Genomic DNA, 25364 nt, shown 5'->3' with positions numbered 1-25364 from the left:
CGAAACGTCCTTGCGTGGGCTGCGGGGTGCGGAATGTGTTGCGCCGAATCTATCCCGTGTCCCCGGCACCTCGCGCGGCTTCGAGTTCATCGAGGGCGTGCCGCAGCGCGGCAGCCTCGTCGGCGCCGACCCGGCCGACGAAGGACACCAGTGCCGCGTGCCGGGAGCCGGGTGCGTCCGCCTCGCTGAGGGCGTCGACCATCAGGCTGGCGACGAGGTCCTCACGCGGGTGGGTCGGGATGTACTTGTGGGCACGATCGTCACGGATCTGGGTGACCAGGTTCTTTTTCGCGAGTCGCTGCAGCACGGTCATGATCGTCGTGTATGCCAGCGAGCGGTCGCGGGACAGCGTCTCATGGACCTGTCGCACCGTTTGCGGGGTCGAACTCTCCCACAGGGTGTCCATGACTGCTCGTTCGAGGTCGCCCAGCCCATTCATTCTTCGCATTTTACTTCTGATTCTCCTACTCGTGCAGACCGGTCACCGGATGGTCGCCGACTCGTCATCCAGCACTTTCATCGGCACCCTTGACAACATTGGTAAGGCTATCCTACGTTCTAATCACGTCGGACCGAGTGAGAGTCCTGAGGGCTGCAGAGACCCCCGGTCCACGCCGCGGTAGGCCCCACGATGCAACGCATCGTGGGGCCTACCGGTTCCCGGACCCGTTCCGCCGACACACCGGGCGGCCTCACTGCACCGATCCGCACGCCTCGTGCCAGGCTCATGGAATGAGCGTGGACGACGAGCAGTTGATCAAAGACACCTTCGGCCGGGGATTCGACGCCGCATTGGGTTTGCGGTTGACCGATGTGACCGCTGATCTGGTGGCCGGCACGGTGGAGATGTCCGAGCAGCATCATCAGCCCTTCGGGATCGTGCACGGCGGTGTCTACTGCGCCCTCGCCGAGGGCACGGCCAGCATCGGGGGCTTCACCTGGTTGCAGTCCAGCGGCATCGGCGGGACCGCGGTGGGCGTCAACAACAACACCGACTTCCTCAAATCCATCAGCACGGGCACCGTGTCGGTCGAGGCGACCCCGGTTCACCGCGGTCGACGGCAGCAGCTGTGGCGGGTCACCATGACCGACGGCGATGGCCGGCTGGTGGCGACCTCACAGGTCCGACTGCAGAACATCGAGCTCCCCGAGGGAGTGGCCGCCCCGGACGTCACCGCCGGCGCATGATCGCGCGCGGATTGCCCGACACGGACCGGGCGCACATCGACGACATCCTGGCTCCGGTCGACGCCGAGCTGGCCGAGCAGTATCCGGGCGACCGACCGCAACCACAGCCCGCGCACACCGTGTACGTGAGCGCCGCCGACGTCGACGTCGACACCCCGCGCGTGTGGGGCGAGCGCGCCGCGACGCTGGCAGACGAGGTCGGTGAGCTGCTGACCGAACTCGCCGGCGGCGACGCGACGGTGGTCGACCTCGCGCGGCGGCGGCTGCACACCGACCCCGTCGAGGACCTGCGGATCGACCTCGAGGACGGCTATGGCTGGCGCGCGGATGCCGTCGAGGACGCGGATGCGCGTCGGGCCGGGGAGATCCTCGCTGCGTGGGCGGCGGCACGTCCCGGATCGCCACGCAGCGCCGGGGTGCGGGCGAAGGGCCTCGGCGCGCATGAGCGTGCGCGCGGATTACGGACCCTCGAACTCGTTCTCGACGGCGCGGGAGGTGTCCCGCACGGTTTCGTGTTCACGGTGCCGAAGCTGCGTGACGTCCGTCAGGTGGAAGCGGTCAACGCGCTGTGTGCTGCGTTCGAACGTGCGCACGGCCTGCCCGAGAACTCACTGCGATACGAGCTGCAGGTGGAGATCCCGCAGGCGGTGCTGGGTGCCGACGGTCGCGCCACCGTTGCCGAAGCCATCCATCGGGGAGTTCCGAGGCTCTCGGGTTTGCACTACGGCACCTACGACTACAGCGCGGCCGCCGGCATCGTCTCGGCGCATCAGTCGTTGGCCCACCCGGTCGCCGACCACGCGAAGGCCGTGATGCAGGCCGCCGCCGCGCAGACGGGGGTGTGGATCAGCGACGGCTCGACGCAGGTCGTCCCGGTGGGTACACCCGAGACGGTGGCCGCCGCGGTTCGGCGACATCATGCGTTGGTGCTGCGATCGCTGGAACGCGGCTTCTATCAGGGGTGGGATATGCACCCGGGCCACCTCGTCACCCGGTGGACCGCGGTCATCGGATTCTTCCGGTCGGCGATGCCCACCGCGGCGCGGCGCTTGCAGGCCTACTTTGATCGCACCGCCTCCGACGTGGTGGACGAACCGGCGACCGCGATGTCGTTGGCATCGGTTCTCCAGCGCGGGCTCGCCGCCGGAGCGTTCAGCGTTGACGAGGTCGTGCGGATCGCCCCGTTGTGCACCACCGAGCGCGTGGCCGCGTTGCGGGCCGGCGGCGGGGGACTGCCGGCCTGATCCCCGGCAGCGGGCGAGAGAGCCTGTTCCCGGCCGTGGCGGAACCGACCCGAGTGCGTTCGCCGAGCCGAGAGCGCGGTGCTCATGGCAGGATGATTCCTACGCAACGCCGGGTGCACGGCGTGCGCCGTCGCCGGATGGATGTGGTCCGTGATGACCGCCTCCGTGTCGCTAGGAGAGGAACTGGTGCGTCTGTCGCCGCATGAGCAGGAACGTTTGCTCATTTCCTATGCCGCGGAGTTGGCCCGGCGCCGGCAGGCGCGTGGGTTGCGGCTCAACCATCCCGAGGCCGTTGCGGTGATCACCGATCACGTGCTCGAAGGTGCCCGGGACGGACGGGCCGTTGCCGAGTTGATGGCATCGGGTCGCGAGGTCCTCGCGCGTGCCGATGTGATGGACGGCGTGCCCGAGATGCTGCATGACGTGCAGGTGGAGGCCACCTTCCCGGACGGTACGAAGCTTGTGACCGTGCACAATCCGATCGATTGACCGCGAGAGGCCGAAATGTCGCGAACGCAGTCGTCGGTGGTTCCCGGCGAGATCCTGCCCGCCGAGGGGACCATCGAACTCAACGAGGGTGCCGATTCCATCACCCTGACCGTGATCAACACCGGTGATCGTCCGGTACAGGTGGGCAGTCACGTCCACTTTCCGCAGGCCAACGCCGCCTTGGACTTCGATCGATCAGCCGCCCGTGGGCGCCGACTGGACATTCCGGCCGGCACCGCGGTGCGATTCGAACCTGGGATCGCGATGACGGTGGCATTGATCGGACTCGGCGGCGCCCGCGAGGTCCACGGCATCTCGCTCGACGCACCCGGAAGGCTTGACTGATGGCGACACTCGGACGAGACAGATATGCGCAGCTCTTCGGTCCGACGGTCGGTGACCGGATTCGGCTCGCGGACACCGACCTTCTGATCGAGGTCACCGAGGATCGTTGCGGCGGGCCGGGTCTGGCCGGTGACGAGGCGGTGTTCGGTGGCGGCAAGGTCATCCGGGAGTCGATGGGCCAGAGCCGCGCCACCCGTGCCGACGGCGCGCCGGACACCGTGATCACCGGGGTGGTGATTCTCGATCACTGGGGAATCGTCAAGGCGGACGTCGGTATTCGGGACGGCCGGATCGTGGCGCTGGGCAAGGCCGGCAATCCGGACACGATGAACGGGGTCCACCCGGACCTGGTGATCGGACCGTCCACCGAGATCATCGCCGGCAACGGCAAGATCCTCACCGCCGGTGGGATCGACTGCCACGTCCACCTCATCTGCCCGCAGATCATGGACGAGGCGTTGGGCAACGGGATCACCACCGTGATCGGTGGCGGGACCGGGCCGGCCGAGGGCAGCAAGGCCACCACGGTCACCCCGGGTGCGTGGCATCTGGCGTCGATCCTCGGGGCCACCGACCACTGGCCGATGAACATCGCGCTGCTGGGCAAGGGCAACACGGTGTCCGCGGAATCGATGCATGAGCAGATCCGTGCGGGCGCATCCGGTTTCAAACTCCACGAGGACTGGGGCAGCACCCCGGCCGCGATCGACGCCTGCCTGCGCGTCGCCGACGAGACCGGGGTGCAGGTGGCGCTGCACTCGGACACGCTCAACGAGGCCGGATTCGTCGAGCAGACCATCGGGGCCATCGCCGGACGATCCATTCACGCCTATCACACCGAGGGTGCCGGCGGCGGTCATGCGCCGGACATCATGACAGTGGCGTCGCACGCCAACGTCTTGCCCAGTTCGACGAATCCGACGCGCCCGCACACCGTCAACACCCTCGACGAACACCTGGACATGCTGATGGTGTGCCACCATCTCAATCCGACGGTGCCCGAGGATCTGGCGTTCGCGGAGAGCCGGATTCGGCCGTCGACGATCGCCGCAGAGGATCTGCTGCACGACCTCGGCGCCATCTCCATGATCGGTTCGGATTCGCAGGCCATGGGACGGATCGGTGAGGTGGTGCTGCGAACCTGGCAGACCGCTCATGTCATGAAGACCAAGCGCGGCGCGTTGTCGGGTGACGGTGCCGCGGACAACAACCGGGCGCGGCGCTACATCGCCAAGTACACGATCTGTCCGGCGATCGCACACGGCTTCGACGGTGAGATCGGGTCCATCGAGACCGGTAAACTGGCCGACCTGGTGCTGTGGGACCCGGCGTTCTTCGGGGTGCGTCCGGATCTGGTGATCAAGGGCGGCGCCATTGCGTGGGCCGCGATGGGTGATGCCAACGCCAGTATCCCCACACCACAACCGGTGCTGCCGCGTCCGATGTTCGGCGCCGCACCGAAGGCCGCCGCTGCGACATCGGTGAGTTTCGTCGCCCAGGGCGGGCTCGACGCCGGGCTCGAGGAGGCCCTGGGGCTCGATCGGCGGCTCGTCGCGGTGGGTGACACCCGCCGGATCGGCAAGGCGGACATGATCAACAACGCCGCGACCCCGGAGATCACCATCGAACCCGACACGTTCACCGTGCGCGTCGACGGCGAGGTCTGGGACAGTGAGCCGGTGGCCGAACTGCCGATGGCGCAGCGGTACTTCCTGTTCTGAGCGCGATGTCGAACACCGAACAGACTCGCCCGCGCCGATGATGCCGACCCCACACACCCGTTCCCAGCTGGCGATGGTGCTGACACTCGCCGACTCGCGGCTGCCCATCGGCGGGCATGTGCACTCGGGTGGAGTCGAACAGGCCATCGCCGACCGGGTCGTCGTCGATGCCGAGACCCTCGCGGAATTCCTGCGGCGACGCGTGGCCACCAGCGGGCTCGTCTCCGCGTCGATCGCCGCGGCGGTGGCCGATGGCACGCTCGACATACCCGCCGCGCAACGCGAGACCGATGCGCGTACACCGTCGGCGGCGGCGCGGTCCGCCTCGCTGGCGCAGGGTCGGGGCATGCGCCGCCTCGCCGGCCGGCTGTGGCCACAGCACGACTGGAGCGGCCACACCCCACGCACCCATCTGCCGGTCATCTCCGGGGCGGTGGGACGGCTCAGCGAGCTGTCCGGCTTCCACACGGCGTTGATCCTCGTCTACACCACGATGAGCGGCGCAGCGACCGCCGGTCAGCGGCTGCTCGCTCTCGACCCGGCCGACGTCGCGGTCGTGATCGCCGACCTGGGCGCGGAATGCGAGCGGGTCGCCGCCGCCGCGGCGGTCGAACTCGCGGATCTCTCCGACCCGATGCTCGACGTGTTCGCCGAACGCCACGAACGCCGCGACATGCCGTTGTTCGTGTCCTGAGCACCCCACACGCAACTTCCCGCACGTATCCACGAGAGGACGACATGCCCCCGCATCTCATCGACGGACAGCCCCACGGCCACGACCATTCGCGACCTCGCCGCCACCGCGAGCCGGGAGAGGCGCTGCGGATCGGTATCGGTGGCCCGGTCGGCTCGGGCAAGACCGCGCTCGTCGCCGCGCTGTGCCGTCAACTCCGCGACGAACTCTCGGTGGCCGTGCTGACCAACGACATCTACACCACCGAGGACGCCGACTTCCTGCGCCGCAACGCGGTGCTGCCGGACGAGCGCATCACCGCGGTGCAGACCGGCGGATGCCCACACACGGCGATCCGCGACGACATCACCGCCAATCTCGACGCCATCGACGATCTCGTCGAGGCCAACCCGCCGCTCGATCTGATCCTGGTGGAATCCGGCGGCGACAACCTGACCGCCACGTTCTCGACCGGGCTGATCGACGCCCAGATCTTCGTCATCGACGTCGCCGGTGGCGACAAGGTCCCGCGTAAAGGCGGACCCGGCGTGACGTATTCGGATCTGTTGGTCATCAACAAGACCGACCTCGCACCGCAGGTGCACGCCGACCTCGACGTGATGCGCACGGACGCCGAACGGGTACGCGAGGGACGGCCGACGGCGATGATCTCGCTGACCGACGACCCTGCCGCCACCGAAGTGCTGGGCTGGGTACGACGACAGTTGGCCGAACTCGCGGTGACCGGCTGACCGTGCACACCGAGATCGAGATCATCGCCCGTCGCGGCCGATCGCCGCGGGTCATGGCCGTCGGTGGTCTCGCGGTGCGGCAGACCGGCGTGGACACCGTGCACCTGATCAGCACCGCCGCGACGCCGCTCGGTGGTGACGTCATCGACATCCGCGTGGTGGTGGAGCCGGACGCTTCGCTGCACCTCAAGACGGTCGCCGCGACGCTCGCGCTACCCGCACGGCAACGACCCGATTCGCAGATGACCTGGGACATCGAGGTGGGCGCCGGTGGGCGACTGCACCTGGATCCACAACCGACGGTCGTCGCTGGTGGCGCCGACCACCGCACGACGACCACCGTTGCCGCCGACCCGTCCGCCACGCTCATCATCGCCGAACACGCTCAGCTCGGACGGTCGACCGAGCGCGTCGAGGATGTCGAGCGCGCACGGTGGCAGGGCGGGCTGCGGGTGGACGTCGGTGAGAGCCCCCTGCTGCGACACCGACTCGGACTCGGCGGCCCCACGGGCAGCGGCCATTGCGCCGTGAGCAGCGTTTTCCGATACCCCGACGCGCGCGAGTCCGCGGTCTCCGAGGTCGCGTACGCGGCTCGCCTCGAGCTCGCCCGGACCGACCAGAGCGCGCCGGCAACCCTCACGACAGCGCTGGGATCGTCGGCGCATCACACCCGGGTGCTCGCCGACGATCTCGATCTGGCGGCGCTGAGAACCGGGTGAGTCCCGTTGTCGGGTCAGCCGGCCTCGGCCCGCGCCTCCGAGTCGGCGGACGGCGACTCAGAGCTCGCCGACTCGGCACTGTCGCCGGCCTCGGCCGTGGAGGACGGAACGCTTCCGGCGCCGGGCGCCCTCGTGGAGGGAATCGCCTCGGTGGCCTCGGCGACCGCCTCGTCGTCGGATTTGCCCTCCAGCGCTGACAGCGCACCGAGGGCGGTCCGGGCGTAGACCTGCTGCTCGGTGACCGCGAGCTGGGTGCGGCCCCGAGTGCTGAAGGCGAAGAACCAGTTGATGAGCGTGTTCAGCCGATTGCGGAAACCCACCAGATAGACCAGGTGCAATGCCAGCCAGCCGAGCCACGCGAAGTAGCCCTCGGTCTCGAACTTCTTCTTCGTTCCGGGCAGCGGCACCTGCATGACCGCGCTGAACCGCGAGATGGTCGCCATCGAGCCCTTGTCGAAATAGCTGAACGGCTTGCGTTGCTCCTGTGTCTGCCCGCGCAGACCCGCCTTGATCGCGTCGGCGGCGTACCGGCCGCCCTGGATCGCGCCCTGCGCCACCCCGGGCACACCGTCGACCGCCATCATGTCGCCGACCACGAACACATACGGGTTGTCGGGGATCGTCAGATCGGGCAGGACCTTGACGCGGCCGGCGCGATCGAGTTCCACCCCCGACTGTTCGGCGAGCTGCTGTCCGAGCGGACTGGCCTGCACGCCGGCAGACCACACCTTGCATTGCGACTCGATGCGCCGGGTGCTGCCGTCCTTCTCCTTGACGACCAGGCCGTCGTAGTCGACGTCGATGACCATCGCGTTGAGCTGGATCTCCACGCCCATCTTCTTGAGACGTTCGGCGGCCTTGCGACCGAGCTTCTCACCGAACGGCGGCAGCACCGCGGGTGCGGCGTCGAGCAGGATCACGCGGGCCTCGGTCGGATCGATGTTGCGGAAGGTGCCCTTGAGGGTCTTGTCGCTCATCTCGGCGATCTGACCGGCCAGTTCGACACCGGTCGGTCCGGCGCCCACCACCACGAAGGTGAGCAGCTTCGCCCGTTCCTCGGGGTCGTCGGACAACTCGGCCTGTTCGAAGGCGCCCAGGATGCGTCCACGAAGTTCGAGCGCATGGTCGACGGTCTTCATGCCGGGTGCGTACTCGGCGAAATGGTCATTGCCGAAGTACGACTGATCGGCGCCGGCCGCGATGATGAGGCTGTCATAGGGCGTGACGGTGATGCGTTCGAGTAACCGCGACGTGACGGTCTTGTCGGCGAGGTTCACGTCGTAGACGTCGCCCAACAGCACCGTGATGTTCTTCTCCTTACGCAGGATGACGCGGGTGGCCGGCGCGATCTCGCCCTCGGCGATGATGCCGGTGGCCACCTGGTAGAGCATCGGCTGGAACAGGTGATGGGTCGTCTTCGCGATCAGGGTTACGTCGACGTCTGCCTTCGCCAGTCGTTGGGCCGCAAAGAGGCCACCGAATCCGGAACCGACGATGACGACGTGCGGACGCGTGGTGGTCGGAGTGGGGCTGCTCATCTGAGGAACATCTCCTGTCGGTGGGCGGTGGGGCTGCTGACTCGCACCACTAACGGTAGTCAATGATCGCCAAAAGGTCCGGATGAGGACCTCCACGACTTGTCCGGCGTCCGATCTGTCCGATCGACAGCCGGCGGGCGTCAGGCCGTCAGGTCGCCCACCGCGTGGCGTGCCCGTGCGGTGACCTGCGGATGCGTCTGCCCGGCGAACGGACGGCCCTGGAACCAGGCCATCGTCGTGGTCTCCCAATGACTGTGCAGGAGTTCGTATTCCACTTCGCCGGAGCCTGATCCGAACAGAATGTCCTCATCGCACAGGTGGATGGCCGACAACCGCATGCCGATTTTCTCCATTACGCGTCGGGAAGCGATGTTGGCCGCCATCGTGCTGGCGAAGACCCGTTCGGCGCCGAGTTCGCGGAACGACAGCGTCAACAGGGCGTGGGCACCCTCGGTGGCCAGCCCGCGGCCCCACACCTCGCGGGTCAGCCGATAGCTGAGCTCCACCTCGGGCCGATGACTGTGTCGCGGCGTACGCAGGGCGAACCAACCGCGGAAATGACCGGCATCGCGGTCCACGGCGGTCCACATCCCGGTGTTGTGCGCGCGACGTTCGGCCTCGGCCCGGGGCAGCACCCAACCTTCGATGACCTCGCGCGAGGTGGGCACGCCGCCGCTGACGTAGCGCATCACGACGGGGTCGCTGTCGAGGCCCACCAGGGCGCCGACGTCGGATCCGGTGACCGGCCGAAGCCGTAACCGCGCGGTCTCCAGAATCACGATCTCCCCCTCGCCGACAGTGCTCTGCGGTGAGTCTACGGTCCGAGTCCCGCGACACGCGGTCACTGCCACCCGTGTGTCGATCAACAATCGATGGCGACGACCGTGATCGTCCGAGCGCGATCTGGTCGGGGTCAGCGGCTAGGGTTCTCGAACGTGGCCGACGAACATCTCGACGTGCCGGTTCAGCTGCGCTGGGGCGACATGGACATCAACAATCACATCAACAACGTGCAGTTCGCGCGCATCTTCGAAGAGGCGCGGGTGCGGTCGTTCGCCCGCTGGCTGCGGCACCGGCCCGCCGGCTTCTCCATGCTGGTGGCACGGCAGGAGATCGTGTTCACCGCGGTGCTGGAGTACTCGATGGAGCCGGTCACGGTCCGGTCCTGCGTCAGCCGTATCGGCACCACCTCCTTCAACCTCTCGCTGACGTTGATCGATCCCGACGGCGTCACATGTGCCGTTGCCGAGTCGACGATGGTGTCGGTGGAGCCGCACACCGGTCGGCCCACGCCTCCGCCCGACGAGGTACGCACCATCCTCGAGTCGCACCTCGTGGCCGACGCGGGGCTGCCGGTACGGTGACGGCGCAGACCGAACCGCGGCAGTAGGGCATACGCAGGCAACGACACACAGGCGGCAGCAGATGTTCCATCTTCATCGGGCCGAACGCACCGACGTCCTGGCCGATGCGCTGGCACAGCTACTGGCGATCCCGCTGCCGGATCCGATGACCACCGAGATCGTCTCGGTACCCGCGCCGGGGGTGGAACGTTGGCTGCAACAGCGACTGGCCACGCGGTTGGGCACGTCGCGGGGGCGCGACGGTGTGGCCGCAAATCTGGACTTCACCTCGCCGGCACTCCTGACCGATCAGATACTCCAGAGCGCCGAGCGTTTCGTCGACGGCGAGGGTGCGCGGGTTCCGGCGGCGCAGCGCTGGCGGCCCGCGGCGATGACGTGGCCGGTGCTACGGGTGCTGGACGATCTGATCGACGACCCCCGACTCGCCGTGCTCGCCAGACACGTCGGGGCCGATGCCTCCGCCGAGGACCATCGTCGGGGCCGCCGCTACGCCACCGCCCGCCAGATCGCCGACCTCTTCGACTCCTACGGCAGGCAGCGGCCGGCGATGCTGGCCGCGTGGGCCGCGGGGACCGACACCGACGGCGTTGGTGCGCCGGTGCCCGCGGACCTGGCCTGGCAGCCGGACGTCTGGCGCGCGGTTCGGCGCGAGATCGGTCATCCGCACCCGGCGGAGAGGCTCGCCGAGCATTGCGCGGCCCTGCGGGAGCATCCGAACGCGACCGATCTGCCCGAGCGGCTGTCGGTCTTCGGGCCGACCCGGGTCACCGAGTCGTTGCTCGCGGTGCTGGTGGCGGTCTCGGCCCATCGCGATGTGCACCTGTTCGTGCCGCACCCGAGTCCGGCGCTGTGGCAGATCCTCGCGCCGATCGCTGCCGTCGGCACCGCGGATGGCCGGCGCCGCGCCGACAACCCGCCACCACCGCTGGCACATCCGCTGCTCGCCGGGCTGTCCCACGACGTGCAGGAGTTGCAGCGGCGGGTGGCGCCGATCGTCGATCACGACGTACACCACCCGCTGCCCGGCGCTGCGGACCACGATGGTGTGCTGGCTGCGCTGCAGGCAGGTCTACGTGACGACATGCCGGCCCCCGCGCTGCGTGACGCGGACACCTCGGTCGAGGTCCATGCATGTCACGGCGCGGAACGTCAGGTGGAGGTGTTGCGCGACCGGTTGTTGCACCTGTTTGCCGCCGATCCCACCTTGCAGCCGCGCGATGTGTTGATCATGTGCCCCGACGTGGAGGTCTTCGCCCCCTTGGTGCGCGGTGCCTTCGGACAGCCGGGGCTCGGACATCCGGCATTCGAATTGCGGGTGCGCCTGGCCGATCGCGGTCTACGGCACACCAACAGCGTGCTGGACGTGATCGCCGCGGTCGTCGAACTCGCGGCCGGCCGGGTCACCGCCGGCGCGGTCGTGGACCTGCTCGGTCGAGACCCGGTGCGCCGGCGCTTCGACCTCACCGACGACGATCTCGAGGTGATTCGGGAATGGTTGGTGGGCAGCAACATCCGTTGGGCGATCGACGATGCACAGCGGGCGCGGTTCGGTCTCGCCGGCTTCCGGCAGGGCACCTTCGAGACCGGCATCGATCGCATTCTGCTCGGGGCGGTGGCCGAGGAGACCGACAACGAGTGGCTCGACACCGCGCTGCCGCTCGGCGGGGTCGAAAGCACCGAGATCGATCTGGCCGGCCGGTTCGCCGAGTTCGTGGATCGACTGTCGACCACGCTGAACGCGCTGACCGGCACACAGTCCGCGGACGCCTGGACGCAGGTGATCACCGACGCGGTCGATGCGCTCGTCCGCACCGAGGCTGACTCCGAATGGCAACGAGCGCAGGCCCTCCGGGCCGTCGCCGGCGCCTTCGACGATGGTGCGGTCGACGCCGGGGGATCGGACGCACCCCCGGTGGACCTACGGCTGGGCGACATCCGCGATCTCATCGCCGGGCTGGTGTCGGCTGCACCCACCCGTGCCAACTTCCGCACCGGGGAGCTGACCGTGTGCTCGATGGTCCCCATGCGTTCGGTACCGCATCGGGTGATCGTGCTCCTCGGAGTCGACGGCGATGCCTTCCCTCGTGCGTTGCGCCACGACGGTGACGACGTTCTCGCACGGGCGCCGTTGCTGGGGGAGCGTAACCCGAGGGACGAAGACCGTCAGTTGTTCCTCGATGCGATCTGTGCGGCCGAGGAACATGTGCTGGTGTTCTACAGCGGCGCCGACCCGGTGTCGGGACAACGTATTCCGCCGGCGGTGGTGGTCAGCGAACTCGTCGATGCGGTGTCGGCCATCACCGGGGTGCCCGACGGTTGCGTTCGCCGCCACACCCTGCACGCGTTCGACGCCGACAATTTCACGCCCGGCGCGATCCCGGGGGTTGCCGGACCGTTCTCGTATGACATCGCCTTGCTCGCCGGGGCCCGGGCGTCGGGTACGACGCCGGATCGGCGGCCGCTCATCGCCGACATCCGGCTGGACCCACCCGCCCCCGACGACATCGAACTCGCATCGCTGATCGGCTTCCTGACCAATCCGATCGAGGGATTCGTACGGCAACGACTCGGCGCGCGCATCCCGGACGAGGAACTGCCGCACGCCGATCAACTCGACGTCGCACTCGCGCCGCTGGACCGCTGGGCCATCGGCGATCGATTCCTGTCGCGGATGCTCGCCGGTACCGACCTGACCGCTTGCCAGGCAGCCGAACGCCGTCGCGGCACCCTGCCGCCGTACGCGTTCGGCACCCGCGAGCTGCAGGACATCTCTGCCGACGTGGCGTCGGTGTTCGCGGCGGCCGAGTCCGCTCGAATGGGTGCGCCCGCGACGGTGGATGTTGTGGTGCCACTACCGGACGGACGACGCCTGTACGGGACGGTCGGCGACGTCTATGCCGGCACCGTGGTGACGGCGTCTTATTCCAAACTCCGGGCCAAACAACGGTTGACCGCGTGGATTCGGTTGCTCGCGGTCGCGGCCGACCGACAGGCCGCGGGCCGCGGAGACGACATCCACGCTGCGGCTGTCATCGCGCGGCGACCAACCCGTTCGGGTGGGGTGGCGCGGTCCTTGCTCGCCGTCCCGGACAATCCGCTCGACGTACTCGTGTCATTGATCGGGTTGCGCGATCTCGGATTTCGCCGCGTGTTACCCCTGCCGCTGGACCCCGCGGCGGACTTCGCCGATCACCATCGCCGTTCGGGCCGCGCCGACCGTGCCGTGCCGGCCGCGCGCCGCGCGTTCGACGGTGATTTCGGTGCGGGCCGAGACCGCTATCTGCGCATGGTGTTCGGCGGAGACGTCACCCGGCCGGTGGACTTCGATGTGCTGCTCGCAGAGCCGATCCCCCCGGACGATGACTGGTCGGGGCCGACATTGCCCACCGATGCCGACGGCGCGCTGTTCGGTGCGCTGGCCCGCCTGGTGTGGGAGCCGTTACTCGACCACGAGACGATGACCTGAGATGCCGAGATCTGACCTGCCCGGACCCGCCATGAGCGACATCGATCGCCGGCACGGCGGTGCGCCCGTGCCGTTCGACATCACCGCCCCGTTGCCCGCCGGCACGACCGTGCTAGAGGCGAGTGCGGGCACCGGCAAGACCTACGCGATCGTCGGTCTCGGTGCTCGGCTGATCGCGGAGGGGGTGCCGATCGACAAGCTGCTGTTGGTCACCTTCAGCCGCGCCGCCACCGCCGAATTGCGCGAGCGAATGCGCGAACGCGTAGTGGAACTGATTGCGGCGCTGTCGGTCCCGGCGGACTGTCACGATCATGACGACCCGCTGGTGCGGCATCTGGCGGACGGTGAGCCGAGTGCGGTGACCATCCGCCGCGAGCGGCTCGTGCGTGCCCTGTCGGACTTCGACGCCTCCACGATCGCGACCACCCACACCTTCTGCAACCGTATGCTGGATGCGCTCGGTTTTCTCGGCGAACGCGAGATGGTCTACGAGATCGTCGAGGACGTCGACGATCTGGTCGACGAGGCCGCACTCGACCTCTACCTGCGGGGCTACGCGGGTGCCGATCGACCGGAGTTCTCGCTGGGCGACGCGACCGACATCGCCCGTGATGCGGTCCGGCAGCCCGCCACCGCGCTCGCACCGTCGCAGGACGATCTCGGCGGGGCCGACACACCCGATGCGGTCGTGGCGGCGCGCCGGGTACGTTTTGCCGCCCGGATCCGCGAGATCGTCGAGGAGCGCAAGCGGACCTCGCGCCTGCGCACCTACGACGACCTGCAGATGATCCTCTACCGGATCGTCACCGATCCGGTCGTGGGGGCGGCGGCCTGCGAACGGATTCGAACGATGTTCGACGCCGTGCTCGTCGACGAGTTCCAGGACACCGACCCGCAGCAGTGGGAGATCGTCCGGCGGTGCTTCCACGGCAGTCGGAGGTTGGTGCTGGTCGGTGACCCCAAGCAGTCGATCTACGGGTTCCGTGGTGCCGAGGTGCTCAGCTACCTGCAGGCGGTCCGGTCTGCCGACTCGCGGTGTGTACTCGACGTCAACCGGCGCTCCGACGGTGCGCTGGTGGACGCCCTGGCCCGGTTACACGGCGGCGCCGAGCTCGGACACCCCGACATCGTGGTGCACGATGTCACCGCCGCCCGGGCCGGCAGCCGACTCCACGGGATTGCGCCGGTTCGGTTGCGCGCGTTGCCGCGTCGGGAGTTCACCACCGTCAACCGGAGCGGTTTCCCGGCAGTCGGGGCGGTCCGCGCCAAGGTCATCGCCGACGTCGCGGCCGACATCGCCGGCCTGCTGGCGTCGCAGACGACGATCGAGGTGGACGGCACGACACGCTCGGTGGAACCCGGGGACATCGCCATCCTGGTGACACTGAACAAGACCATCGCACCATTGCAGGAGCATCTGCAGGCCCATGGCGTCGCGGCGGTGATCGGCTCGGGCACCAGCGTGTTCCACACCGCGGCGGCCCGGCAGTGGCTGGCGGTCATCCGCGCGGTCGAACAGCCGGCGCGCACCGATCTGGTGCGCTCGGCCGCGCTCGGACCGCTGATCGGCTGGGACGTCGACCGGTTGGCCGCCGACGACGGCACCGACACCACCGAACTGGCGACCACCCTGCAGCACCTCGGACACGTCTTCGCCGAGGGCGGCTTCGCGGCGATGGCGCAGCGGTTGATGGGTCGCATGCAGGTGGCCGAGCGGGTCCTCGCCGGGCCGGACGGCGAACGCGATCTGACCGATCTCATCCAGGTGGCCTCGCTGTGCAACATCGAGGTCATGCACAGCGACTGCGGGCTGAGCGGGCTGGTCGAATGGCTCGCCGACCGCATCGCCGACCCGACCCGGTGGCAACGGCATCAGGATCAGACGCGGCGACTCGACCGCGACACGCAGGCGGTGCAGATCATGACCGTGCACCGCAGCAAGGGGTTGCAGTTCCCGATCGTCTACGTGCCGTTCGCCTGGGATGGCGCGCGCAACTCCAACCGGGCCACCTTCACCTTCCACGATGCCCAGGCCGACCGGGTGCTGGATGTCGGCGGGACCGACGCGCCGGGCCGGCGGCAGCGGTGGCAGCGCCACGAGAGCGAGGCGGCCGGGGAGGAGTTGCGGCTGCTCTACGTCGCGCTGACCCGAGCCCAGTCGCAGGTGGTGATCTGGTGGGGACCGGCCTACCACACCCGCAACTCCGCAGTGCATCGTCTGCTGTTCGGTCGGACCCCTGGATCGCCGGTGGTGCCCGAGACCTTCGACGTCCCCGACGACGACACCTGCGGGCGGGTGCTGATGGGCTATCGCACCGACGGCGTCATCAGCGTGGAGGTAGCCGGCCGCGACGGCGACAGCCGGGTCGATTCGCCCGTCGCGACACGTGCGCCGACCGCTCTGTCGGCCGCCCGATTCGACCGGAGCATCGATCAGAGTTGGCGGCGCACCTCGTATTCGGCGATTGTCGCGGCCGCCGGGCACGGCCATGCCGTGCTGGAATCCGGGAGTGAGTCCGACGCGGACCTGATCGCCGACGAACCCGCCGAACCGGGTGACGCGCCGGCACCGGCCGCTCCGCAGCCGGCCGGTGTCGCATCGCTGATGAACGGCATGCCGTTCGGTGCGGCCTTCGGCACCCTGGTGCATGAGGTACTCGAGTATGTCGACACCGACATGCCGGATATGACCGCACATGTCGCCGAGTTGTGCGGTCGGTCGGTGCAACAACGGATGCTCGACGTCGACGTCGAGCGCCTCACCGCTGCGCTGGTCGGTGTGCTGACCACCCCGCTCGGGTTCGGTGACCTGTGGTCGGTGGGCCCGCGGGACCGCCTGGCGGAGATGGAGTTCGAGTTCCCGCTGGCCGACAGTGTGGCGACGGACTCGGCGGCGGTGCGCTCTGCGGTGACGGGCCCGGCGGTGACCACGGCCGCCATCGCCGACCTGATGGACCGGCACCTGTCCGCCGACGACCCGCTCGCCGGCTACAGCGCACAACTGCGCGAGATGCCGCCCCAACGGTTACGCGGTTACCTCACCGGCAGTATCGATTCGGTGCTGCGCACGCCCGACGGACGGTTCGTGATCGTCGACTACAAGACCAATCGTCTCCGGCCCGGCGATCTCAGTGCCGAGGACTTCGATCGCGTATCGATGGCAGCCGAGATGGCCGCAGCCAACTATCCGCTGCAGGCACTGCTGTATTCAGTTGCGCTGCACAGGTACCTACGTTGGCGGCTACCCGGATACCGCGCCGCCGACCATCTCGGCCCGGTGCAGTACCACTTCGTCCGCGGCATGGTGGGACCACAGACGCCGCCCGGTTGCGGAGTGTTCGAATGGGCGGTGCCCGCCGCGATGGTGGAGGATCTGTCCGATCTGCTGGCGGAGGGAGACCGGTGAGCGGGGGACAGGTGGGCGCAGCCGAGACCGCCGGTCGAGGAGACGACGTGCTCGCGGCACGAACGCGGTACGACGCGCGGTCGTTCGCCGGCGCCGAGGGCGTGCTCGCCACGCTGTGCAGTTCCGGTGTGCTCGACGCCGCCGACCTGCACATCACCCGGCGACTGGCGCGTCTGTGCGGTGAACCGGTGGATGAGGTGGCGCAGATCGGTGCCGCCCTCGCCGTCCGGGCGGTGCGGTTCGGCTCCACCTGCCTCGCCGTGTCGCGGGTTGCGGAGATCGTCGGTCCGTTCCCCGACGTGACGCCGCCCGCCCTGCCGGCTCCCGACGACCTGGTGCGCGCGCTGAGTGGGAGCCCGTTGGTGCGCGGCGCCGACACCGGACCGCTGCGTCCGCTCGTCCTGGCCTCCTCGGCCGATGGACCGCTGCTGTACCTGCGCAAGTACTTTCGTCAGGAGCAGCTCATCCGCGAGGCGCTGGACGCGCGGGAGTTGACGCGTCCGGACGTCGACGCGGGAGCGGTTGCCGCAGCCGTCGAGGAGGTGTTCGGTCCGGCCGCACCGGGCTCGGTGGATCTACAGCGACTGGCCGCGCAAATGGCCGCGGTGAGCTGGACGCTGGTGGTCGCCGGCGGACCGGGTACCGGCAAGACCTACACCGTCGCGCGGATCCTCTCGGTGCTCGACCGGCTGTCCGGTGGGAGCATGCGGATCGGCCTGTGCGCCCCGACCGGCCGGGCGGCGGCGCAGCTGCAGGCTGCGGTGTCCGCCGACGATGCGGCGCCACCGTCGGTGCGCGCGGTGACCGTGCACTCCCTGCTCGGATGGCGGCCCGGATCGACCCCGCGGTACGGACGCGGCAACAAGCTGCCCTACGACGTCGTGGTGGTGGACGAAACGTCGATGTTGTCGATGACGGCGATGAGCAAGCTGCTGGCCGCGGTACGCCCGGACACCAGGGTGATCCTGGTGGGTGACCCGCATCAACTCGCTTCGGTGGAGGCCGGCGCGGTGCTGGCCGACCTCGTCGATCGGGAGGCGTCCGCCACGCCGGTCGCGGTGCCGCCGGGAGCGGTGGACGTGCACGTCTTCGCCGGTCTCGACGACCGCGACCGGGTCGAGCGCGGGGTGGTGACCTTGCAGCGTGGTCACCGGTTCGGTGGGGGTATCGCGCAGGTCGCCGCCGCGATCAACCGCGGCGACGCCGACGCGGTGGTGGCGCTGGTCGCCGACCCGGAGTTGTCCGAGGTGAGCCTGGTGCCACCGGACGAGTTGGACGGTGTGCGCGACGACGTGGAGGCCTGGGGCGCGGCGATGTCGCGCGCGGGGGAGCAGGGTGATGCCGCCGGCGCGCTCGATGCGCTCGATGCACACCGCGTGTTGTGCGCGCACCGCGACGGCAGCTGGGGTGTGCAGGGGTGGTCGCGCCGGGTGGTGGAGTGGCTGGCCGGTGGCGAGGCGGGCACGTGGCAGGGTAGGTCCCCGGGGGCGGGGACGGCGACGTCGGCGATCCCGCACCCCGGCGAACCGCTGCTGGTGACCGCCAACAACCGGCAGACTGCCACGTTCAACGGGGACAGTGGGGTGGTGATCCGTTCCGGCGACACCCTGGAGGTCGTGTTTCGGCGGGGCTCCGAGATCCGGCGCCTGCATCCGACGCGACTGGCGGATGTGGTGCCGTTGTATGCGATGACCATCCACCGCAGCCAGGGCAGTCAGTTCGACGGGGTGACCGTTGTGTTGCCGCCGGAGGGCTCGGAGTTGTTGACCCGTGAACTGCTCTACACCGCGGTCACCCGGGCGCGGCGACATGTCCGGATCGTCGGTTCCACCGAGGTGCTCGCCGCCGCCGTACGCCGCCGGGTACAGCGCGCCAGCGGGCTGCGGTCGCCGGTCACGGTCACCGAACGCGACCAACTCTGACGATCCCGAGAACCCGACGCCCGGGTGTCAGCAGATGTCTATTCCGCCTGCGACGAGGTCGCGGCGGATGAAGTTCTCCGAGGCGAGCAGCCTGCTACGGCGCTCCGGAGGCAGCGCCATCAAGCCCTGGATCGTGCGGCTGCGGCGGACCTCGGTGCGATGCGCCGCAATGGCCGCCGCCTTCTGTGCACCCCACCGGCCGACGTCCAGGGTGAGATCGATGCCGTCGGGTGGCGTACCGGGCAGATGGTCGCGGCGCACCGAGGCGAACAGGTCGTCGCGCACGTCGTCGACCATCCAGTCGGCGATCGTCACGAAGTAGATGGATCGGGTCTGCCAGGCGTCGCCGGCCGAACGATACAGGCGCGGGCTGGCTGCGGCATCGGCGGCCACCGACGCCAACCGGTGGGCGTGGATGTGATCGGGGTGCCCATAGATGCCCATGGCGTCGTAGGTGACGATCGCATCGGGTCGGAGCCGTCGCAGGTGCTCGACCATCGTGCGCACCACCGGATCGAAGGGGGCGGCGCAGAATCGCGGCGCGCCGGGCGATGAATCGGGTATCCGATCGTCGGCGTAGCCGAGCATGATCGGCGGTCTGGGCATCCCCAGTTGGCGCGCGGACTCGATCAGTTCCCGATGACGGGCGGTGCCCTCCGCCCAGGTGCACATGATCAGGTCGGCGTCGCCGCCACGTGCCGTGTGGCGAGCGATGAGGCCACCCGTCCACAAGGCTTCGTCGTCGGGGTGCGCATGCACGAACAGCAGACGAGGGGCTGGCATTCACCTGATCTTTCGATGGGGTGGCGGGGCGTCGGCCGCCAAAACCACGGTGCATGCATCTGCGCCGCGCAGCGATCGACCCACCTCAGATTAGCCAATCCGGTGGTCGGTAAACTGCGCCTTCGTCAGTGACGCTTGAGCGGAGGTCGATCATGACTGGTCAGACAGAGGTTCGTGAGTTCCAGGCCGAGACCCGGCAACTGCTGGATCTCATGGTCCACTCGGTGTACTCGAACAAGGACAGCTTCCTGCGGGAGTTGATCTCCAACTCCTCGGACGCGCTGGACAAGCTGCGGCTGGAGTCGCTGCAGGACAAGGGGCTCGACGTCGACGCGAGCGACCTGCACATCCAGCTCGAAGCGGATGCCGACAATCGCACACTGGTCGTCCGCGACAACGGCATCGGCATGTCCCGCGACGACGTGATCGATTTGATCGGCACCCTCGCCCGGTCGGGCACCGCGGAGTTGCGCCGCAAATTGGCCGAGGTGAAGGACGCGGCGGCGAGTGAGGAACTGATCGGTCAATTCGGCATCGGTTTCTATTCGACGTTCATGGTCGCCGATCGGGTGACCCTGGTGACCCGCCGCGCCGGCGAGGCGACGGGCACCCGCTGGGAATCGACCGGTGATGGCACCTACACCATCGACGACGTCACCGACGCGCCGCAGGGCACCTCGGTGACGCTGGCGCTCAAGCCCGTCGACACCGAGGATCACCTGTACGACTACACCGACGCGGCCAAGCTGCGGGCGCTGGTGAAGCGCTATTCGGACTTCATCGCCTGGCCCATCCGAATGGACGTGGAGAAGCCGGTCGCGGCGGACGAATCGGATGCCGATTCCGGCGAGTCGACCGATGAACCCAAGACCGAGGTCGTCACCGAGACCATCAACTCGCAGAAGGCGTTGTGGGCCAAATCGGCCGACGAGGTCACCCAGGACGAGTACCACGAGTTCTACCGGCACGTCAGCCACGCCTGGGACGAGCCGCTCGAGGTCATCACGGTCAAGGCCGAGGGCACCTTCGAATATCAGGCGCTGCTGTTCATTCCGACCCAGGCACCCTTCGACCTGTTCATGCGCGAGCGGTCGTCGGGCATCCACCTCTACGTCAAACGCGTGTTCATCATGGACGACTGCGAAGAGCTCATGCCGGAGTATCTGCGGTTCGTCAAGGGTGTGGTCGACGCCGCAGACCTCTCGCTGAATGTGTCGCGCGAGATCCTGCAGCAGGATCGGCAGATCCGGGCCATCCGCCGCCGACTCACCAAGCGGGTCATTGCCACCGTCGGTGACCTCCGCGATTCTCGGCCGGACGACTACCGGACGTTCTGGGACAATTTCGGCCGGGTCTGGAAGGAGGGCCTGGTCAACGACTACGACAACCGCGACGCCATCCTCAAGGCCTCGTCGTTCGCCTCCACCGACTCCACCGACGGGCTCACCACCCTGGCCGACTACGTCGGCCGGATGCGCAGTGGTCAGGACACGATCTACTACATGACCGGCGAGAGCCGTCAGCAGATCGAGAACTCGCCGCATATCGAGGCCTTCCGCGCGAAGGGTGTCGAGGTGCTGCTGCTGACCGACCCGGTCGATGAGATGTGGGTCTCCAGCGGTGTGGAATTCGACGGGAAGTCGTTCACCTCGATCGCCAAGGGCGCGGTGGATCTCGACAGTCTCGACGACACCGAGTCCGACGAGGACAAGGCGGACAAGGAGAAGAAGACCGAAGAGTTCTCGGCTCTACTCGGCTGGTTGGCCGAGACCTTGTCCGACGACGTGAACGAGGCGCGGCTGTCGTCTCGGCTCACCGACTCGGCCGCCTGCCTGGTGGGGGACACCTTCTCGATGTCGCCCCAGCTGGAGAAGCTGTATCGCGCATCCGGTCAGGAACTACCCAAGAGCAAGCGGGCGCTGGAGGTCAACGCCGATCATCCGCTGATCACCGGGCTCAACAAGGCGTTTGCCGGCTCCGCGGACCACAGCGCGCTCGTGCCGACGGCGAAGCTGCTCTACGGCATGGCCGTCATCGCCGAGGGTGGCGAGTTGGGCGATCCCGCCGAGTTCGCGAAGCTGTTGGCAGGCAACCTGACCGAGTCGCTGCAGACCGAGAGCTGAACCGCGGGAAGAAGACCGCGCCCCTCCCGTCACGCGCGATGGATATGCGTGGCGAGGGGGTGCTGGTCTGGTGGGTCCAACAGCAGGGCGACACCGTCGAGGGTGTCGCCGTATGGGGCGGCGACGGTGACGTCCGGGGTGGATTCCTCGAGGAGCTCGATGAATCGCGATCGGATCAGCGCATTGTTCGCCAAGACGTTGCCCATCCAGCTCACCCGTACGGGGACTGCGGGTCGATGTCCGCTGCGCCGTAGTGCCGCGCGCACCGAGTCGGCGAGTTCGGCCGCGGCCCACTGCAGGATCTCGACGGCGACGGTGTCGTCCGCATGGGCGGCGACGGACACCGCTCGGGCGAATCCCGCGATGTGGGCGACCCGATCCGGGTGGGCCTGGAGCACCATGTACAGCTCGGGCAGCGGGCCGAACTCGGTGGTCGCCGCCTCCTCGAGTGCGGTCGGTGTGCCGCGCCCGTCGTAGGAGCGCAGCGCGGCATCGAGTCCTGCGCGCCCGATCCAATAACCGCTACCCGCGTCGCCGACCAGGTGCCCCCAGCCGTCGACGCGGGCCACTCCCCGGACGCCGACGCCGAGGGTGACCACGCCGGTCCCCGCGGCGATCACCGCGCCGTTCTCGAATCGGTTCGCGGCGAGGTAGGCCGACACGGAGTCGTGAGCGAGCGCCACCGTACGCGGTCCGGCCTCGTTCACCGCGGCCAGCAACTCGTCGGGGCGGGTCGCCTGCGGAGTCAGACCCGACACCCCGGCGGCCAGAGCGACGACATCGGCTCCGCTCGCGGTGATGACATCGCGGGCCACCGCGGCGATCTGTGGAACGACCGGTCGATCGGTGTGGATCGGTCCGGCGGTGTGCTCGCTGCTCCCGCTCTGGCCGATCAGCCGGATGCGGGTGCCCGTCTGGCCGCCGTCGATAGCCATGCGCTGCCGAGCGTCCACCGTGCCTCCTGTCTGCAACGACCCCGATCCTCCGGGCCTCAACGTACTACCGCGCGATGCGACCGGGTGTCGGTGTCGTGGATCAGGCGGCGGCCTCGTTTGCATTGGTCAACGCGACGAGTTCGACGTCATTGGCGCGATGAACCGGTTGGAGCGGCACACCATGGCGGCGAGCGGCTTCGACCAGCAGTCGTGCCCACGCGAGGTCGTCATCGGAGACGCCGTCGCGACCGGGACGTGAGATGAGCAACGCGACCGAATCCGCCCCGAGTTCCGCGACCACGACGCCGAGTGTGGACAGCAACGGATCGGCGTCTGCGGGATCGGGTTCCGCGGGCAGCGGCAGCCAGTCGAGGACCTTCACCAGACGGTGGTCGGAGCCGACGAAGGCGAACCAGAGGCGGGCGCTGCCGAACCCGAGTGGCCCCATCAGCGCGCGCCAACGCTGCCGCAGGTCGTCGGGGCACAGGATCGGATCATGTGCGGTCTCGATGGCGGGGATGGTGCTGTCATCTGTTGTCATGTCCCGATCATCGCGGCTTGTCGGTGCCTGACAGATCGGCGATCCACAGGATCGTGAGCCTGTGGAAGAGGTCGTTGACGTGGCTGGCCGGCTGACCGATCATGCTCGACCCCAGCTGGCAGACTGGGGCCATGGGTGTGCTCACGCCGTTGGCGGTGAAGATCGGTTCGATCAGCTGGCTGCCGCGCTATCTACCGCAGATCGTGGTGGCGGACAGCGCGCTGCAGAAGGTGACGGGGCAGCGGGTGACCTTGCTCGACGTGGCCGGGTTGCCCAACATCACGCTGCTCGCGGCGGGTCGTAAGAGCGGGGTTGTCCGGTCCACCCGCCTGCTCGCGGTGCCCGAGGAGAAGGGTGGGTGGCTGATTGCGGGGTCCTACTTCGGTGGTCCCGACATGCCGCAGTGGGTGTTCAACGTCCGTGCGGCCGAGACCGTGGAGGTGGAGCATCACGGCACCCGCACCACGATGCATCCACGCGAACTCGAGGGTGACAAACGAGAGCGCGCGTGGCGCACGTTGGTGGACGTGTGGCCCAACTTCGACCTCTATGTGAAGCGCACGGATCGGCAGATCCCGGTATTCCGGCTGGAGCCGGTCGAATCGAACTGACCGACCCCAGCCACGGTCGTCAGGCGCCGCGGAAGTCGGGACGTCGTTTCTCGAAAACGGCTGTGACCGCCTCGGTCAGGTCCTCGCTGGGCAGGAAGGCCGAGTTCCAGGCAGCCACGTAGCGCAGGCTGTCGTCGACGCTCGCACGGCGGCTGTGGTCGAGGACGGCCTTGATGCCGTTGACGACGAGCGGCGGGTTGGTGGCGATCTCGGCTGCTGTCGCGCGGGCGGCGTCGAGCGCGGCATCGCGGTCCGGCAACACTTCGTTCACCAGGCCGATACGTACCGCGTGCTCGGCGTCGATGTCCTTCCCGGTCAGCGCGAGTTCACGCAGGTGACCGTCGCCGATGATCGCGGGCAGCCGGGCGAAACTGCCCACGTCGGCGACCATCGCGACGCGGACCTCACGGACGCTGAACTTGGCGTCGGCGCTCGCATAGCGGATGTCGACGGCGCTGATCAGGTCGACGCCTCCGCCGATGCACCAGCCCGCGACGGCCGCGATCACCGGCTTGCGGCAGTCGGCCACTGCGCTGATAGCGGCCTGCAGGCGCCGGAGGTTGTCGTGGAACTCGGTGCGCGGCCGGGCTTTCGCGCCCTCGGCGAGTACCGGACCGAGGTCGCCACCCATCGCCGCGAGATCGAGCCCGTAGGAGAAGTGTGCGCCCGAACCGGCGAGTACCACCGCCCGGACGTCGTCGTCGCGGTCGAGCTGGGCGAAAATCTCCGGCAACTCGCGCCAGAAGTCCGGCCCCATGGCGTTGCCCTTACCCGGGCCGGTGAGGACGACTTCGGCGATGTAGTCGGAGACCGATACCTCGAAAGCTTTCCACTGTTGATCGCTCATGCTGAGTAGGCTACCGCTCCGGACCTGCGGCGACGTGGGGTGTTGCGGCTGAAGCGGGACAGGCCGCGTGGTCGTGGTCATATCGAGACCACCGCCACCCCGATAGGTCGGCCTCAAGCTCTGTCTCGCGGACCACCAGGCATCAGTTCGACTCCCCGCCGCCGAGCCTCCTGGTGGTCGAGTAGGCCGGCGCCAGCCTTCTGGTGGTCGAGTAGTCCGAGGCGCTAGCCGAGGTCGTATCGAGACCACCACCACCCGAGACGGACTCACCACGAGCATTGTCCCGCAGGCAATGTCATCCTGAACGAGACTGTCACACCCCGCCGATATCCTGGACCCACCACCGAACGAACAACTCATCCACACCCCACCCGCAGCCCATCAAAGTTGTCGGACCCAGCCGATACTCTGACAGCAGTTCGATTCCCCACCAACCAAACCCGCGACGACACCCCCTGGCGTTCGATCAGGCCGAGGCGCCAGCCTCCTGGTGGTCGAGTAGGCCGAGGCGCTAGCCGAGGGCGTATCGAGACCACCACCACCCGAGACAGAGCCGCCACAAGCTTTGCCCCGCAGTCAATGTCACCCCGAACGGAATTGTCACACCTCACCGATATCCTGAACCCAACAGCTCAACGACCAATCAATCCACACCCCACCCGCAGCCCACCGAAACTGTCGGACCCGCCCGATACTC

General features: G+C 68.4%; 21 protein-coding genes. 14 read left to right on the top strand and 7 right to left on the bottom strand.

What is annotated here, in order from left to right:
* Nucleotides 1-49: 49 nt before the first annotated feature.
* On the bottom strand, nucleotides 50-448 hold the full coding sequence (locus tag NWF22_RS23365) for a BlaI/MecI/CopY family transcriptional regulator (protein ID WP_160904264.1): 399 nt from the start codon (nucleotides 446-448) through the stop codon (nucleotides 50-52).
* A 284-nt stretch (nucleotides 449-732) separates the two neighbouring features.
* Between NWF22_RS23365 and NWF22_RS23360 the strand changes: the two genes are divergently transcribed.
* From NWF22_RS23360 to NWF22_RS23325, 8 genes are all read left to right on the top strand, one after another.
* Nucleotides 733-1188, top strand: coding sequence for a PaaI family thioesterase (locus NWF22_RS23360; protein ID WP_160904265.1), 456 nt, complete (start codon nucleotides 733-735; stop codon nucleotides 1186-1188).
* Nucleotides 1185-2432: a DUF6986 family protein gene (locus NWF22_RS23355; RefSeq protein WP_160904266.1), complete on the top strand. Its 1248-nt coding sequence runs from the start codon at nucleotides 1185-1187 to the stop codon at nucleotides 2430-2432. The genes NWF22_RS23360 and NWF22_RS23355 overlap by 4 nt, the downstream gene beginning before the upstream one ends.
* Before the next feature lie 186 nt (nucleotides 2433-2618).
* Entirely contained in the window at nucleotides 2619-2921 is a 303-nt protein-coding gene (locus NWF22_RS23350) for an urease subunit gamma (RefSeq protein WP_160904338.1), read from the top strand.
* A gap of 15 nt (nucleotides 2922-2936) precedes the next feature.
* A complete protein-coding gene (locus NWF22_RS23345) occupies nucleotides 2937-3266 on the top strand; it encodes an urease subunit beta (protein ID WP_160904267.1) in 330 nt (109 codons plus the stop codon).
* Nucleotides 3266-4987, top strand: a complete 1722-nt coding sequence (locus tag NWF22_RS23340; RefSeq protein WP_160904268.1) for an urease subunit alpha — start codon at nucleotides 3266-3268, stop codon at nucleotides 4985-4987. Before NWF22_RS23345 ends, NWF22_RS23340 begins: the two co-directional genes overlap by 1 nt.
* A 73-nt stretch (nucleotides 4988-5060) precedes the next feature.
* The gene (locus NWF22_RS23335; protein WP_233752043.1) at nucleotides 5061-5681 is read left to right on the top strand and encodes an urease accessory protein UreF; all 621 of its coding nucleotides are present in this window, start codon (nucleotides 5061-5063) and stop codon (nucleotides 5679-5681) included.
* A gap of 44 nt (nucleotides 5682-5725) precedes the next feature.
* Nucleotides 5726-6412, top strand: coding sequence for an urease accessory protein UreG (gene ureG / locus NWF22_RS23330; RefSeq protein WP_160904270.1), 687 nt, complete (start codon nucleotides 5726-5728; stop codon nucleotides 6410-6412).
* 2 nt (nucleotides 6413-6414) lie between these two features.
* A complete protein-coding gene (locus NWF22_RS23325; RefSeq protein WP_160904271.1) occupies nucleotides 6415-7131 on the top strand; it encodes an urease accessory protein UreD in 717 nt (238 codons plus the stop codon).
* A gap of 14 nt (nucleotides 7132-7145) precedes the next feature.
* Here the strand turns inward: NWF22_RS23325 and NWF22_RS23320 are convergent, their stop codons facing one another.
* Entirely contained in the window at nucleotides 7146-8669 is a 1524-nt protein-coding gene (locus NWF22_RS23320) for an NAD(P)/FAD-dependent oxidoreductase (RefSeq protein ID WP_160904272.1), read from the bottom strand.
* A gap of 140 nt (nucleotides 8670-8809) precedes the next feature.
* On the bottom strand, nucleotides 8810-9448 hold the full coding sequence (locus tag NWF22_RS23315) for a GNAT family N-acetyltransferase (protein ID WP_160904273.1): 639 nt from the start codon (nucleotides 9446-9448) through the stop codon (nucleotides 8810-8812).
* Nucleotides 9449-9604: 156 nt separating this feature from the next.
* On the opposite strand from NWF22_RS23315, the gene NWF22_RS23310 reads away from it, so the two are divergent.
* The 4 genes from NWF22_RS23310 to recD all read left to right on the top strand — a co-directional run bounded on the left by NWF22_RS23310 (nucleotide 9605) and on the right by recD (nucleotide 18827).
* Nucleotides 9605-10033, top strand: coding sequence for an acyl-CoA thioesterase (locus tag NWF22_RS23310; protein ID WP_258321258.1), 429 nt, complete (start codon nucleotides 9605-9607; stop codon nucleotides 10031-10033).
* Between the two features lie 61 nt (nucleotides 10034-10094).
* Nucleotides 10095-13499 (top strand): exodeoxyribonuclease V subunit gamma, encoded by a 3405-nt coding sequence (gene recC, locus NWF22_RS23305; protein ID WP_160904275.1) that lies wholly within the window; start codon nucleotides 10095-10097, stop codon nucleotides 13497-13499.
* Nucleotides 13500-13530: 31 nt separating this feature from the next.
* Complete coding sequence (locus NWF22_RS23300) at nucleotides 13531-16905, top strand: UvrD-helicase domain-containing protein (protein ID WP_160904339.1); 3375 nt, start codon at nucleotides 13531-13533, stop codon at nucleotides 16903-16905.
* 47 nt (nucleotides 16906-16952) lie between these two features.
* Nucleotides 16953-18827 carry an exodeoxyribonuclease V subunit alpha gene (gene recD / locus NWF22_RS23295; protein ID WP_373692029.1) on the top strand — a complete coding sequence of 625 codons (1875 nt, stop codon included), beginning with the start codon at nucleotides 16953-16955 and terminating at the stop codon, nucleotides 18825-18827.
* Nucleotides 18828-18854: 27 nt separating this feature from the next.
* Here the strand turns inward: recD and NWF22_RS23290 are convergent, their stop codons facing one another.
* Nucleotides 18855-19610 (bottom strand): PIG-L family deacetylase, encoded by a 756-nt coding sequence (locus NWF22_RS23290; RefSeq protein ID WP_160904277.1) that lies wholly within the window; start codon nucleotides 19608-19610, stop codon nucleotides 18855-18857.
* Between the two features lie 152 nt (nucleotides 19611-19762).
* On the opposite strand from NWF22_RS23290, the gene htpG reads away from it, so the two are divergent.
* The gene (gene htpG / locus NWF22_RS23285; protein WP_160904278.1) at nucleotides 19763-21733 is read left to right on the top strand and encodes a molecular chaperone HtpG; all 1971 of its coding nucleotides are present in this window, start codon (nucleotides 19763-19765) and stop codon (nucleotides 21731-21733) included.
* A 29-nt stretch (nucleotides 21734-21762) separates the two neighbouring features.
* On the opposite strand, the gene NWF22_RS23280 is transcribed toward htpG, so the two are convergent.
* Both NWF22_RS23280 and NWF22_RS23275 read right to left on the bottom strand, forming a co-directional pair.
* A complete protein-coding gene (locus tag NWF22_RS23280; protein WP_160904279.1) occupies nucleotides 21763-22668 on the bottom strand; it encodes an N-acetylglucosamine kinase in 906 nt (301 codons plus the stop codon).
* A gap of 100 nt (nucleotides 22669-22768) precedes the next feature.
* On the bottom strand, nucleotides 22769-23209 hold the full coding sequence (locus tag NWF22_RS23275) for a hypothetical protein (protein WP_160904280.1): 441 nt from the start codon (nucleotides 23207-23209) through the stop codon (nucleotides 22769-22771).
* 131 nt (nucleotides 23210-23340) lie between these two features.
* On the opposite strand from NWF22_RS23275, the gene NWF22_RS23270 reads away from it, so the two are divergent.
* Entirely contained in the window at nucleotides 23341-23820 is a 480-nt protein-coding gene (locus NWF22_RS23270) for a nitroreductase family deazaflavin-dependent oxidoreductase (protein ID WP_160904281.1), read from the top strand.
* A gap of 19 nt (nucleotides 23821-23839) precedes the next feature.
* Here NWF22_RS23270 and NWF22_RS23265 read toward each other — a convergent pair whose 3' ends face one another.
* Nucleotides 23840-24667 (bottom strand): crotonase/enoyl-CoA hydratase family protein, encoded by an 828-nt coding sequence (locus NWF22_RS23265; RefSeq protein WP_160904282.1) that lies wholly within the window; start codon nucleotides 24665-24667, stop codon nucleotides 23840-23842.
* Between the last annotated feature and the right edge of the window lie 697 nt (nucleotides 24668-25364).

It is taken from the genome of Gordonia mangrovi, from assembly GCF_024734075.1.
Taxonomy (GTDB): domain Bacteria; phylum Actinomycetota; class Actinomycetes; order Mycobacteriales; family Mycobacteriaceae; genus Gordonia; species Gordonia mangrovi.
This window is presented reverse-complemented; position numbering and strand designations above follow the sequence as displayed.